This is a genomic window from Ruegeria sp. HKCCD7255, assembly GCF_013031565.1.
Lineage (GTDB): Bacteria > Pseudomonadota > Alphaproteobacteria > Rhodobacterales > Rhodobacteraceae > Ruegeria.
Window position 1 is genome coordinate 127,391 of record NZ_WQAG01000013.1, and the last position, 13,528, is coordinate 140,918.

At 53.6% G+C, this 13,528-nt stretch carries 11 protein-coding genes; 7 read left to right on the forward strand and 4 right to left on the reverse strand.

The window, feature by feature from the left end; genetic code table 11:
* Positions 1–69: 69 nt before the first annotated feature.
* From GOX45_RS19350 to GOX45_RS19375, 6 genes are all read left to right on the forward strand, one after another.
* Entirely contained in the window at positions 70–873 is an 804-nt protein-coding gene (locus GOX45_RS19350; protein WP_171103128.1) for a GntR family transcriptional regulator, read from the forward strand.
* Positions 870–2,276, forward strand: a complete 1,407-nt coding sequence (leuC, locus tag GOX45_RS19355) for a 3-isopropylmalate dehydratase large subunit (protein WP_171103130.1) — start codon at positions 870–872, stop codon at positions 2,274–2,276. The genes GOX45_RS19350 and leuC overlap by 4 nt, the downstream gene beginning before the upstream one ends.
* Complete coding sequence (gene leuD, locus GOX45_RS19360; protein ID WP_171103133.1) at positions 2,276–2,887, forward strand: 3-isopropylmalate dehydratase small subunit; 612 nt, start codon at positions 2,276–2,278, stop codon at positions 2,885–2,887. Before leuC ends, leuD begins: the two co-directional genes overlap by 1 nt.
* Positions 2,888–2,980: 93 nt before the next feature.
* Positions 2,981–3,994 carry a TRAP transporter substrate-binding protein DctP gene (gene dctP / locus GOX45_RS19365; RefSeq protein WP_171103135.1) on the forward strand — a complete coding sequence of 338 codons (1,014 nt, stop codon included), beginning with the start codon at positions 2,981–2,983 and terminating at the stop codon, positions 3,992–3,994.
* A 65-nt stretch (positions 3,995–4,059) separates the two neighbouring features.
* Entirely contained in the window at positions 4,060–4,557 is a 498-nt protein-coding gene (locus tag GOX45_RS19370; protein WP_171238378.1) for a TRAP transporter small permease, read from the forward strand.
* Entirely contained in the window at positions 4,557–5,864 is a 1,308-nt protein-coding gene (locus tag GOX45_RS19375) for a TRAP transporter large permease subunit (RefSeq protein ID WP_171103137.1), read from the forward strand. Before GOX45_RS19370 ends, GOX45_RS19375 begins: the two co-directional genes overlap by 1 nt.
* Before the next feature lie 371 nt (positions 5,865–6,235).
* On the opposite strand, the gene GOX45_RS19380 is transcribed toward GOX45_RS19375, so the two are convergent.
* The 4 genes from GOX45_RS19380 to GOX45_RS19395 form a co-directional block, all read right to left on the reverse strand.
* Positions 6,236–7,123 (reverse strand): sulfotransferase domain-containing protein, encoded by an 888-nt coding sequence (locus GOX45_RS19380; protein WP_171103139.1) that lies wholly within the window; start codon positions 7,121–7,123, stop codon positions 6,236–6,238.
* A 125-nt stretch (positions 7,124–7,248) separates the two neighbouring features.
* Positions 7,249–8,862 (reverse strand): mechanosensitive ion channel family protein, encoded by a 1,614-nt coding sequence (locus GOX45_RS19385; protein ID WP_254446091.1) that lies wholly within the window; start codon positions 8,860–8,862, stop codon positions 7,249–7,251.
* On the reverse strand, positions 8,859–10,181 hold the full coding sequence (locus tag GOX45_RS19390; protein WP_171103141.1) for a mechanosensitive ion channel family protein: 1,323 nt from the start codon (positions 10,179–10,181) through the stop codon (positions 8,859–8,861). The genes GOX45_RS19385 and GOX45_RS19390 overlap by 4 nt, the downstream gene beginning before the upstream one ends.
* A 717-nt stretch (positions 10,182–10,898) precedes the next feature.
* The gene (locus GOX45_RS19395) at positions 10,899–11,126 is read right to left on the reverse strand and encodes a hypothetical protein (RefSeq protein ID WP_171103143.1); all 228 of its coding nucleotides are present in this window, start codon (positions 11,124–11,126) and stop codon (positions 10,899–10,901) included.
* Positions 11,127–11,288: 162 nt separating this feature from the next.
* Between GOX45_RS19395 and GOX45_RS19400 the strand changes: the two genes are divergently transcribed.
* Positions 11,289–13,391 carry an alkyl/aryl-sulfatase gene (locus GOX45_RS19400; protein ID WP_171103145.1) on the forward strand — a complete coding sequence of 701 codons (2,103 nt, stop codon included), beginning with the start codon at positions 11,289–11,291 and terminating at the stop codon, positions 13,389–13,391.
* Positions 13,392–13,528 lie beyond the last annotated feature (137 nt).

Consider the following 13,528-nt stretch of genomic DNA (forward strand, 5'->3'; position numbering starts at 1 on the left):
TAATACTAAAGCTTGATTTTTCAAGTTCCGGTTTTACGATTGAAGGTGCTGTGAAGGGGGAATCAACGGGTGAACAGGATCAACGCGGTCAATCTACCGGACGGGACCAAGGCGCAACGCGTCTACCTGCATCTGCACGATCAAATCACCGAAGGACAGCTTTCGGCGGGGGAAACCCTGCCCGGTGAGCAGCGGCTGGCCAAGAAATTCAGTGTATCGCGAGTGACAATACGACGGGCGCTGGACGCGCTTTCACGCAATGGCCTGATCGAGCGTCAGGCGGGTAGTGGTACCCGGGTTTCAGGCCAGTCCACCCTCGGTGCACCCGCAGCGATGGATTTCAATACGCTCATGCCGCAGCTGGTCGAAATGGGGCAGAGCACAACCGCGCGGCTATTGTCCTTTTCTTACGGCAAAGCTCCAGAGGTGGTGGCGAAGGCCATGGGGCTTCCGAGCGACCATCAGGTGCAGATCGCAACGCGGGTGCGTCTGACTGATGACGTCCCGTTTTCGCATCTGACGACCTATGTGCCGGCTGTGATTGCGCAGAACTACTCGGAAAGCGACCTCGCCACGACACCGCTGTTCAAACTTCTGGAACGCAGTGGCGTGCAGATTGAGCAGGCGCATCAGACCGTTTCCGCAACGTTGGCGGGGCCTGACGTGGCTGAGGCATTGGGCGTTGCTGTCGGCTCAGCTCTGCTATCGCTTAAGCGCATCGTTCGCGATGTCGAAGGAAATGGGGTCGAGTATCTTTCTGGCCTCTATCGTTCTGACATGTTTCGGCTCGAGATGCCTTTGGCGCGTGTGGGAACCGGTTCATCCCGGCATTGGGAGCCCGCGATCGGACGCAGCGAGGAGACCGGGAAATGAGCGCACCGCGCACCATGCTCGACAAACTCTGGGCCTCGCACGAGGTTCTGAGGCGCGAGGATGGTGTGTCGCTGCTTTGGGTTGACCGCCACTTAGTGCATGAAGGGTCGCATCATGCCTTTGCCAAGCTGGCAGAGCGCGGCTTATCCGTGGCTGAACCTGCTCTCACCTTTGCGGTTGCAGATCATTACGCGCCCACGAGAAACCGAGACCGGATTGCCGATCCAAAGATCGCCCGGATGATCGAAACCTTGCGGAACAACGCGTCGGACCACAACATCAGACTTTTCGATCTCAGCGACCCGTCGCAAGGCATCGTTCACGTAATCGGGCCCGAGTTGGGTCTGACATTGCCCGGGCTGCTTATCAATTGCGGGGACAGCCACACATCCACTCACGGGGCATTTGGCGCATTGGCTTTCGGGATCGGGGCTACAGAGGTTGCGCATGTGTTGGCGACGCAGACGGTCTGGCAGCGAAAACCCAAGGCCATGCGAATAAGCGTCGAAGGTCGCTTGGGATTTGGCGTCACTGCCAAGGACATCGCCCTGAACTGGATAGCGCAATTGGGCAGCGGCGGTGCGCAGGGCCACGCGATTGAGTATGCAGGACAGACAATTCGGAATCTGTCGATGGAGGGGCGCATGACACTGTGCAACCTCTCAATCGAAGGCGGGGCGCGGTTTGGCATGGTTGCGCCGGATGAGGTCACGTTTGCCTATCTTGAAGGACGCGAATACGCGCCTTCGGGCGCAGATCTGCAAAGAGCGCAACAGGCGTGGCGCGGCCTGATCACGGACGAGGGGGCCGTTTTCGAACACGAGGTTAAGCTGAGCGCAGCTGACATCGCACCAACCGTGACGTGGGGCACCAGCCCGGAACAGGCCCTGCCCATAACAGCCAACATCCCCAGTCCAGACGCCACTGATCCAGCAAAGTCAAATTCAGCACAAGAAGCTTTGGAGTACATGGCGTTGAGGCCGGGGCAGCCTTTGGACGGTATCACGGTGGATCAGGTGTTTATCGGCTCATGCACGAATGGGCGGATTGAAGATCTTCGCGAGGCCGCTTTGGTGTTGTCTGGGCGCCAGGCGCGTGTGCCGGGGCTTGTCGCGCCCGGTTCAGCGCGGGTAAAGGCGCAGGCCGAAGCCGAAGGGTTGGACAGGATATTCCAAGATGCCGGGTTAGAGTGGGCCGCGTCAGGTTGCTCTATGTGCGTTGGCATGAATGGCGACGTTGTGGCCGAGGGCAAGCGCTGCGCATCCTCAACCAACCGCAATTTCCGCGGACGTCAGGGGCGCGGCGCGCGAACGCATTTGATGTCCCCGGCGATGGTCGCCGCAGCGGCCGTAACGGGTACAATTACGGACGTAAGGCCGCTTTTGCAGGGCAGGGCGGCGTGATGGCGGGGTGGAGCACTCAACAGGGGCAGGCCCTGGCATTGGCGTTCGATAACATCGACACGGACCAGCTGATCCCGGCGCGTTTCATGTCAGTCCCGCGTAGTGAGGGGTATGGCTGCTATCTGTTGCACGACATGCGGCGCGACCACAATGAACAGCTTTCTGCGGATTTTCCGCTGAACCGCCACGAGGGGATCAGCATTCTGGTCGCCGGGCATAACTTTGGCAGCGGCTCGTCGCGCGAGGCAGCAGTTTATGCGCTGGTCGACGCAGGCATTCGCGCGGTCATCGCACCCAGTTTCGGCGACATCTTCGCCAACAACGCCATCAACAACGGCCTGCTGCCCGCTCGTGTCGACGCTGAGAAGGTGGCGCAACTGCAGCAGGCGCTGAAAGATGCCCCATACCTTGCGTCGATTGATCTGACCGAGAACCGCCTGACCCTCGGGGACATAACAGCGACCTTTGAGCTGGACGAAGGATGGCGTGTGAAGCTGATCAACGGCTGGGACGACATCGATCTGACCCAGCAACATACGCAGGCGATCAATGCTCATAGGGATAACCGCAACAAGGCCGCCCCATGGGCCTGGCCGAACAAACCGGATTAGGACAAGTCGCGCAAAGACGACGCAATACGGGTCAAGAGACCTGAAATTAGGGGAAACCAGGAAAATGCCCCTGAAACACGTGGAGGAATAACTATGAAGATGAACGCATTGGCTGGCCTTTTGGCAGGGGCCGTGATCGTCGCCGGAACGGCCAAAGCCGAAGAAACGATCTCGGCGGTTCACGCCTTTCCCGAAACGCTGATCTATACCCAAAGCTTTCTGGACTTTGTCGACAAGGTAAACGAAGCGGGCAAAGGGGTCATTCAGATCGACGTACGGGGCGGGCCGGAAGCAATTGGCATGTTCCAACAGCCCGATGCGGTGCGCGACGGGATCGTTGACATGGTTTACACGCCGGGCTCGTTCTACGGTGGCGCTCTGCCCGAGAAAGATGCGATGGTCGCGTCGAACCTGACCGCGATCGAAACCCGCGAAAATGGCGGAACGGAACTGATCGACCAGATCCATCAGGATAAAATGGGCCTGAAATACCTCGGCTGGTTCGACAGCGGCGTCTGCTACAACCTTTGGACCCGTAACGAGCCCAGTTTCGATGCTGACGGCAATCTTGAAGTCGAAGGGTTGAAGCTGCGCGGCAACAACGTCTACAACGCTTTCTTCACCAATTACCTTGGTGCGCAAGTAATCGACCTGCCCACGGGCGAGGTCTACTCGGCCCTGCAGCGTGGCGTCGTTGATGCGACAGGCTGGACCCAGATCGGCTTGATCGACCTGAAGTGGAACGAATTCCTGAACTATCGCATCGAACCGTGCTTCTTCTCGACTGATCTCGGCGTCATCGTGAATCTCGACCGCTGGAACTCGCTGTCTGACGAGGCGCGCACGATCCTGCAAGACGTTGCGATCCAACACGAAAAGGACAGTGTTGAAGCCCTGCGCAGCAAACGCGACGAAGACTTTGCGGCCCTGGACGCTGCAGGCATGACGGTTGTCACGCTGGAAGGGGAGGCAAAGGCAAACTACCTTGCCGCGGCCCGCGAAAAGACATGGGAGCGTATGAAGGGCCTGATGGCCGAGCAGCCCGGCGGCATCGATAACTATGATCGCCTTATCGAGCTGTTCTACGATCTCGACGCTGCGAACTAAGACCACCGACAGGCCCGTTCCAGACGGACGGGCCGTTCACTACAAAGGGCAGAGCAGGCGGGATGATGAAAAGGATCTATGACGCAGTGCTGTTTGGCATGGCCATTATCGCTGGTCTATTGCTGGTTTGGCTGATGCTATCCGTCATCACGTCAGTTCTGATGCGCAATGCCGGGTTGCAACCCTTTGCGTGGCTGTTTACTTCTGCAGAATACGGGCTTTTGTACATGACCATGCTGGGCGCGCCTTGGCTGGTACGGGAAAAGGGACATGTCCACATCGAACTGGTGACGGCCGCGCTGCCTGTTGGTTTGCGCCGGATTGTAAGCCGTACGGTGGCAGCCGCTTGCGTGCTGGTCTGCTTGATCCTCGGCTGGCAAGGGGCTGATCTGGTCCTGACGAATATCGAGCGCGGGGACTACGACACTCGCGCTTACTATTTCCCCCGATGGATGCTGACTATCGCCTTTCCACTATCGTTTGGAATGATGGCGATAGAATTTTCGCGCTTTGTCTTCGGGCCCGAGCTGATGCACAGCGGAGAAGCAGGGATACACGAGTAATGGAGTGGTACGAAGCGCTTGCCCTGCTGCTTGGGTCGATAGTGTTCCTGATGGCCATCGGAATGCCTGTGGCACTGGCTTTTCTTGCAGCCAACATTCTGGGCGCCTGGGTCTTTATGGGGGGGGAGCGTGGCGTCACGCAACTCCTCAACAATGGGCTGGGTGCATTGACCAAATACGCGTTGATGCCAATCCCGCTGTTCTTGTTGATGGGTGAGATATTCTTCCACACCGGGTTGGGTGGGCGTATGTTCAGCGCGATAGATAAGCTGCTTGGCCGACTGCCGGGACGGCTGAGTTATGTGACGGTTCTTGGCGGTACCGCGTTTTCAACGTTGTCGGGGTCGTCGATGGGCTCAACCGCGCTTTTGGGATCGCTCATGGTACCCGAAATGAACCGCCGCGGGTACAAATCATACATGAGCATTGGACCAATTTTGGGAACCGGTGGCTTAGCGATCATCATCCCGCCCTCGGCGCTTGCCGTTCTATTGGCCACGCTCGCGCAGATAGACGTCGCAGCCTTGTTGATAGCCGGAGTCATTCCCGGTCTGATACTCGCCTTGTTCTACATCGGTACGATCTGGCTCCAAACTCGGTTGGATCCCGAGGCGGCTCCTGCGTACGACGTCGAGCCTATGTCGTTGGCGTACCGCCTGAAACTGCTCATGACTGAGGTCGTGCCGATGGTTGGTGTCATGGTCGTGATTATTGTCTTGATGATCCGTGGCTTTGTCACCCCATCCGAGGCAGCAGCGTTTGGCGCATTGGGCGTATTGATCCTGGCCGCGATTTTTCGCTGCCTTTCGTGGGTGGCGATCAAAAAGTCGGTCATCGGCGCTCTCAAGGTCACGCTGATGGCCTATTTGATCGTCTTCGGCTCGGCCACGTTCAGCCAGCTTTTGGCATTTTCCGGAGCATCGCGAGGACTGGTGAATTGGGCCATCGCGTTTGAACTTGCTCCATTGGCCATGCTGACGGTGATGTTCGCTGTCTTGTTGTTACTTGGCATGTTCATGGAACAGATTTCGATCATGTTGCTGACCGTGCCAATCTTCTTTCCACTGGCGCAGACACTCGGGTTTGATCCGATCTGGTTCGGTCTGATCATGTTGCTCTCGCTCGAGATCAGCTTCACCACACCACCATTTGGGTTGCTGCTGTTTGTGATGAAAGGTGTCGCACCGCCCGGCACAACGATGCGCGAAATCTACACGTCCGCATTCCCGTTTATTTTCTGCTCAATCCTGCTGGTCGTTCTACTGATCATTTTCCCAAACCTGGCTTTGTTCCTGCCGTCCTTGTAAGGCTGTTCTTTTGTGGAAGATGGATGAATGCCCTTGCGAAGGCCACTGATCGACAGTGCGGACGTTTTTTGCGAAGGCGCACAGGCAAGACTCAGTAAGCAATCCGCGCTGAACTCGCTTTGAATAAATTCAATCGGCAGCTTTGTCCGCCGAGCGGTCGTTCGCGCTGGTCGCGGCGAATGACCGCTTCGAGCCCAATCCGGAAGTACTTCGGTGCTAATGCTCGCAAGTGCAGCAACGCGAAGGCCAAAAGTCTTACCCGCTCCGCTGCGAGAAAAGCGGCCGTTCATGCAGAGCGCAGCGTGGTTTGCAACATCTACTTCCGCTCAGCGGACAAAGCGTAGCTACCTTGAGAAGGCCGACAACGATGTCTAGGTATCGACTTTTCCCCGAGAGCCATACTCCAACCACGCTCGATCTTTGGGATCTAGATATGCATTCATTATGCTGTCGTAGTTTGCCAGTTCGTCCACCGTAAGTTTTCCGAGCCATTTGCCACTCGTACCGCTGTGGAAAAACTCAGCATCCGACCTGAAGAACCCTTTACCACCTGATGGAGCATAGCGCTCTGCCTTGTCCTTCATATTGTCGAAGGTCGCAGCCTGAACAAGTTGTTCCATGACTGCTTCGGAGTAGGTCATGTCCAAGATGTCAGCCAGTCTGGAGAACGTGCCTTTCAAATCCCGTTTCATATCCGCATAGTGGAAAAGCGATACGTTCGGACGGTCGGAAACTGCCGCAGCAGCTTTGTAATGCTGGAGAATATGTGCGAGCGGCATTGCATCTCCATCGAATCCCTCCGCTCCACCGTCCAGAAAGCGGCGGAACGTGATGCCCTCTTCATCGTTCTCGGGAAACCATGAGTCAAACCAGGTCATTGGGATGTTTTTCACGTGTTTGCGAAAGGAGAAATGCGCATCCAGTGGATGACGAAACACACAGATGTACTGCGCATGATCATCTAGAGGTAGCCCATCCATTGGCGTGTGGCTTTTCATGCTGCGCCGATGCTTCATAGCTTCGAGCCGTTCAGCGACTTCAGGCATCTCTCGGATTCGGTTGTCCACCCAAGGCATTTTTAGGGACAACTCCGTTTCAACTTCGGGATCACCAGAAAATAAAAGAGATACGATCGTTTGCATCCAGGTGGTTCCGCATTTCGGAGGTGTCACTACGAAAACATCGTCTGGGCGGATGCGAACCATATCCCAGCGTCTATTGTCAGTAAGGGGACCAAGGTAGAGCTTTCGGTTCTTCATGTCTGAAATCTCCTGCGTGCAGACTGTGTCTGCAAGGCTGAAAAAGCAGACAAGCGTTCTCAATCACCGTTTTCTACAACACGAAACTCAAATACGAACACTGAAAGCCAATTTCTGAGTGCGGTTTATTCAACATGATGAGCAAGCCTACCGTCCCACTCTTCTGTTGGAACTTTTGGTTTAGGCGGATCTGCTATGTATGACGGTGTCATAATCTGTGTTCCGTTCTCATTGAACACATCGACAATGTTTTCACGCAAATCGGACAAAATCTTGGGCAGGCTCGATCCGCGCGAAGTGTATGCGTTGATCTCATAATTGATTGCGTAGTCAGCCAGTTGCGTCCAAAGCACAAAAGGTTCAGGGTTCTTTCTTAACCCTTGAGTTCGGTGAGCTGCCTCTATCAGCATCGCTTTGATCTTCTTTGGTGGCTCCTCGTATCCGATCCCTACTGTCGTGTGAACCAACAGCCCTCGGCCATCCACTTTACGCGAGTAGTTTACGACCTCGGAATTGAGCAGCTGTGCATTTGGAATGCTGATCATCTCGTTCTTGATCGATTTGATGAGTGTTTCCATCAGTTTAATCTCAGTGACGTCGCCAATCTTGTCGCCAACCTGAATGCGATCACCGACGTTGGTACTGCGTCTGTAGATGACAAACAGACCGGCCATCATATTTGACACAACCGTGTTCGAACCGAGCGAAACCATGATACCCGCCAGAATTGTCAAACCCTGAAAAGCCCGGGAGTCGGAGCCGGGAATATAGGGATAAGCGAACACCAGTGCGATCACGATGATCAATGCCCTGACCAACATTTTTGTGGGTGCAATCCAATGCTCTTCAAAGTCTTTGAGTTCAAAAGCGCCGTTTTCAAGATTCTCAAAAAACAGATCGATGCCACGAATGGCCAACCGTGTCACAGCTGCGATGATACCGAGCATAATAAGGTTGGGTATGTATCCAACAATGGCGAGAACAACGGTGACGAGCGGTTCGCTCACGTACTTCAAAAGTATTTGGGCAATAGCCTGCGTCTCAGCAAAGGAGAGCAGCACCAATGATAGGTAGTAGTAAAAGAAGAATAAAAACATGACCCACATCAATATGTGGATTAAATAGACGATAATCGAGGCAATTGCCCTACTTCTCAAGATCGACTTCGTGGCTTCCTCAACGCCTTCAGCTCTCTTTTCTAGGTTATTTTTGATATAGCCCAATAGCTTTCGCCGCTGCGCAAAAAACGCATACGAAGCGAGGGCAAAGACTGCCGTCCAAGCAAATGCAGCCATCGCACTATCTACTCTGCCCTCATTGGACCGAGCATCTCGGTATTGAAGGATCGCAGTTTCAATCGCTTCAGCCTGAAGCCCAGCTAGAACTTCAATAGCCATTTGTTCGTGATCGGCGTCAGCTTGGGTGGTTATTGTAACCATTTGCCCGTCGACGCGTATCATTTTCCCAAATTCAGCGTCCGAAACTTGAATTTGAACCGAAGCTCTCGTCGAAGCATCGGCGACCTGAGCGATCCGCTCCTCGATCTTTCTCGCTCGTTCGGTCGCGGGCAGCGCACTTGATCCGCGAACCAAGAACAACTCTTCACCATCCACAATGACCGGTGCAATGAATTCGGGATCATCTCTATCTTCAGCCGGTGCGAGAATTTCTTCCGACTGAGCAAACGCGACACCGCAGACGAATAGAAGTGTCAGCAACCAAAGTGTAAGAGCCCTCATGATTTTGCTCCTTCTGCGGGAATAATGTGCACATCGCGTTGCGGGAACGGTATAGATATTCCTTCTTTGTCAAACCGCTCTTTTGCTTGGCCGGTCAGGTCCCAAAAAACGGTCCAATAGTCATCTGACTTGGACCAAGGGCGACAGAAGATGTTGACGGAGTTGTCTCCCAACTCACCCACGAAGATCTCTGGTTCTGGCGTTTTTAGGCAAAGCTGGTGTCGCGCAACCAAGTCTTTGAGCACTTCAATTGCTTGGGCAGCGTTGTCCGAATAGGCGATTCCAAAGACCAGATCGACGCGACGTTCTTCGGATGCGCTTACATTGGTTATCACGTCCCCCCAAATCTTGCTGTTCGGGACTATGATAATCTGATTGTCGAATGTTCTGATCTTGGTTGAAACCACCGACATCTCATCAACAAATCCCGAAGAGCCACCAACCTGAATATAGTCGCCAGTGTCGAATGGCTTGAGAACCATGATCATCAAACCGCTTGCGAGGTTTCCTAGCGTTTCCTGCAATGCGAAACCTAGGATGAACGACAAACCGCCAAGTACGGCAAAAAGCGGTGTAACGTTAACTCCGAACAAAGCTAAAACGACTAGTATGCCAAGGACGAAGACGGCCCAGTACACGGTGGTGGCAATGAAGCGTTTCAGCATTCTGGAGATAGTCGGTATTTTGTTCAGACCCTGTTCAGTGACACGGCGCACTATTCGAGCAACGAACATCATGGCCCAGACTGCCAACAAAACACCCAGACCGGCCATCAGCAGACCGACGCCCCCTTCCCACGAGAACAACCACGCCCAAGCGTTCTGAAAAAGTGTTTGAAGATCGGTCGTTTTTAGGGCTCCCGTTTTCAACGCGAGAATATAGTCAGTATGCGGCTCCAGATCTTCCGCCTTTGCGCCTTTCAGGGTCCATGCTTCGAGCACCAGGTGATACTTGTTGAGAATGTCTGATCCAGCGTCGTTCAAGGAGGACAACTGAGACCGCAAGTTGTCTTCCCGAGTTCCGCTCGCCGATCGAAGTTGCAAGTTTACTTGCGCGACTTCTTCGAGCCGAGAACGTACATAACTCTGCCAAGTACCAGCGATCTGGGCAAGCTCTTCCACAGTTAAGGGAACAAGTAGGATCTCGAGATCATCGGCCGCAATCATCTCATCAACGACTGCATTAATAAGATCGTCATTCTCGACCTCTACAGCCTCTTGGTCCTCCTCAGTTTCTTGCGCGCCGGCAGGAAAAGCACTCGAAAATGCCGTGAACCAAACGAATGACCAAATCATTAACGTTCTCAGCGATTGTCTCATCTGTCTGTCCCCTACTGCCTTAACAGTCGAAGAGAGCACACACAGACTTAAAAAATCCAGAATTATCTTGATGTTTGAATGTTCTGCAGTGATCAACAGATACTTTGTTTGGGTCTAACTCTAGATCTGATCACTCACCCAGATCAGCCGGAAATATGTACTCTCCGGAAAACGCTTACGCCAGTTCGAGTAACTGCTACCCACCGCCCTCTTCCATCCCTCTGCCGGTCGTGGGCCGTATTAACATCCAGAATGAGTTTCAGAGAAAGTCGGAGCGCAGCACGGAAAACAGAACCACAAAGCTCACTTACTGTTTTCACGAAAGCTTTTTCCATCTTTGTTGTTTTTTATGCGACCGTTTTGGAATAGCTTCAACTGGAACAATCGAAAAAAGCGGCCAAACAGATCTAAGAAAGTGCTCAGGAAACTTGCCGCCAAAACGTACCACCTTGAGGAGTTGTCGTATTACGCTCTCCGAAATTGACAGCAGTTGGCCCTATCAAATATGCAAATTGGATACATAGAAAAATCAAACATCAATATACCAAGATGTTTCCCGTAGTGAGTGCGGGCATCGTTTTGATTACCTAGCACTTTCCTACAGTCCTGCGTCGATCCCATCCCAGGGCAATCGACGCGGGGCATTTATTAACTTTTGATTTTAAAACAACTATTCTATTACAATGCCGAAGTACCAATGCACCGTGTGTGCTAGCACTAAAAAGTTTCAAAAACGGTAGGTTTAGGGAAACTCCACGTCTTCTTTGAGCTCTCAGCAATCAGCGTATTTTTAAAGCACAGCTGCACGATGGAAATAGCGGCTTTGGGCTCAAAGCGGCCTTGCGGCGCTGCAGCGGTTCGAACTGCAACCCAATCCCGAAAGCAGACATTGCAATGTTCAAGTTGATCTGGCGTTTTCACTGACTTAGCCCAATAAACCGCCATTCAGTTTTCAGAAGCTGACGCTCGAAAAATTCAGGCCGGCTGACGGCTCAGAGCGCAAACCTGACATTCCAAAATTCAAATTTGATTGTCATAGATCAAAGCGCCGAAACTTCATTTGCCGCAGTTTTCTCCAATCCTAAAGCAATTGGGAGGAGATTGCTTATGACGACCCGACGTGACTTCATGAAATCAGTTCCCGCTGTGGGCGCAGCATTTGCAGTAGCGCCAACCTTCCTTTCAGAGGAAGGTTCCGCGCAAGCTCAGAGCGTCGCACCTGCCGAGGGGCACTTTCATCCTAAAGGCAAAGCACCGTCCGAGCACACTTTGAAAATCCTAGCCGAAGCGCGGGATGCGCTGCCATTCTCAGATACCCGCGATTTCGACGAGCAGGCTCGTGGTTTTATCGCGGCAATGCCCGAAGACGAAATAATGGCGGATGCGGGCAACATTGCTTGGGACATGGCGAGCTTCCGCTTTTTCGACGAGGACAAGGACTGGCCGAGCATTCACCCTTCTTTGCAACGTGTCTCACGGCTCAATCAGAACTATGGCCTCTATGAGGTGGTACCAGGCATATATCAGGTGCGCGGATTGGATTTATCCGATGTTTCCTTCGTACGTGGGGATAACGGATGGATTGTCATCGATCCGCTTCTCACGACTGAGCCTGCTCGCGCAGCGTGGAACCTTTTTCAAGAACATGTCGGTGATGGCCTTCCAGTCACAGCCGTTATCTATTCGCATTCACATGGAGATCACTGGGGTGGCGTCCGCGGGATAGTTGACGAAGCCGACGTACGCGCGGGCAAGGTAGAAATTATCGCGCCCCGCGACTTCATGCAGTTCACAATTTCTGAAAACGTCTACGCTGGTAACGCGATGAACCGCCGCTTGTCCTACCAGTATGGACAACAGCTTCCTATTAACCCGTTTGGCTTTGCCGGTCAGGGTCTAGGTCATCGCGTTTCGCTGGGCGCTCTGGGGCTGATCGCACCGACAAAGATCATCGAAGAAGACATCGAATACATCGACGTCGATGGCGTGCGAATGGTCTTCCAAAACACACCGGGCACTGAAGCGCCTTCCAATATGAATACGTACATTCCTGATATGAAGGCCCTCTGGATGGCCGAGAATATTACCGGCACATTGCACAACATTTACACCCTACGCGGCGCGCCGGTGCGTGATCCGCTGCGCTGGTCTAAGTACATCTCGCGTGCGTTGCACCTATTTGGCGAAGAAGCAGAGGTGATGTTCCAATCGCACCATTGGCCTCGATGGGGCAACGACCGCATTCAAGAGATCATGCGGGCGCAGCGCGACATGTACGCGCATTTCAATAATCAGGTGCTGCACTTTGCCAATCAGGGCGTAACGATCAACCAGATCCAAAACGTATACGAGATGCCCAAGAGCTTGCAGAACGAATGGCATTGCCGCGGCTATCACGGCTCGCCCGAGCATAACAGCCGAGGGGTGATCCAGCGGTACCTCGGGTTTTGGGATGCCAATCCCGCGACACTTATCCCGCCGTCTCCGGAAGACTCAGCCCCGCTCTATATCGAGATGATGGGCGGATCGGACAAGATCATGGCCAAAGGGCAGGAACTTTTTGGTGCGGGCGAGTACAAGATGGCCGTCGAAATCCTGAACAGGCTTTTCCTGGCTGAAAATGATAATCAGCTAGCCCGTGATCTCTTGGCAGATTGCTATGAACAGCTTGGCTACCAACAAGAAAATCCCGGATTGCGGAACAGCTTCTTGTCAGGTGCTTACGAACTGCGCTCCGGCATCTCAGATGCGCCGGTGCTTAGCTCGACAAGCCCCGACGTAATCCGCGCAATGTCCACAGAGCTGTTCCTGAACTACCTCGGCATCAAGATGGACAGCCGCAAAGCCGAAGGCATGCGGTTCACCATCAACTTGGTAACACCGGACAATGGGGAGAAGTTCATCATCGAACTGGAAAATGCCACCTTGACCAATATCGAGGGGTATCAAGCGAACGATCCAGACCTGACGCTTGTGATCAATCGCTCAGACCTCGAAATGACAATGATGGGTGCGGTAGAGCTGGAGCAGCAGATTGCAGATGGCACTGCTAAGATTGAAGGCGATGCCAACGTTCTCTCACAGCTTGCCTCAACCATGGTAGACTTTGACCCATTGTTCGAGATCTTGCCAGGTACCGCGGCTGGGGAGGCCCAAGTCGTGGCGTCCAATGCGTATGAGGCGGTTCCCGGCGCGACAATCCCCGAATAACTCAGCTTAAGGCAAGGTGTACTATGTCACCTTGCCTCAGTTTCCCTGTCTTTTGCTAATGACTAGATTGCCAACGGCAGCTAAGTCCGCAAAGCAGTCGTTCACTCTGAGTGAAACGCACGACCGCATCGTAAGCC

Coding starts and splice junctions, on each gene's coding strand:
- GOX45_RS19400 (WP_171103145.1), top strand. CDS start 11,289: ATGACGACCCGACGTGACTTCATGAAATCAGTTCCCGCTGTGGGCGCA.
- GOX45_RS19395 (WP_171103143.1), bottom strand. CDS start 11,126: ATGGCGGTTTATTGGGCTAAGTCAGTGAAAACGCCAGATCAACTTGAA.
- GOX45_RS19375 (WP_171103137.1), top strand. CDS start 4,557: ATGGAGTGGTACGAAGCGCTTGCCCTGCTGCTTGGGTCGATAGTGTTC.
- leuD (WP_171103133.1), top strand. CDS start 2,276: ATGGCGGGGTGGAGCACTCAACAGGGGCAGGCCCTGGCATTGGCGTTC.
- GOX45_RS19380 (WP_171103139.1), bottom strand. CDS start 7,123: ATGAAGAACCGAAAGCTCTACCTTGGTCCCCTTACTGACAATAGACGC.
- GOX45_RS19385 (WP_254446091.1), bottom strand. CDS start 8,862: ATGAGGGCTCTTACACTTTGGTTGCTGACACTTCTATTCGTCTGCGGT.
- GOX45_RS19370 (WP_171238378.1), top strand. CDS start 4,060: ATGAAAAGGATCTATGACGCAGTGCTGTTTGGCATGGCCATTATCGCT.
- dctP (WP_171103135.1), top strand. CDS start 2,981: ATGAAGATGAACGCATTGGCTGGCCTTTTGGCAGGGGCCGTGATCGTC.
- leuC (WP_171103130.1), top strand. CDS start 870: ATGAGCGCACCGCGCACCATGCTCGACAAACTCTGGGCCTCGCACGAG.
- GOX45_RS19390 (WP_171103141.1), bottom strand. CDS start 10,181: ATGAGACAATCGCTGAGAACGTTAATGATTTGGTCATTCGTTTGGTTC.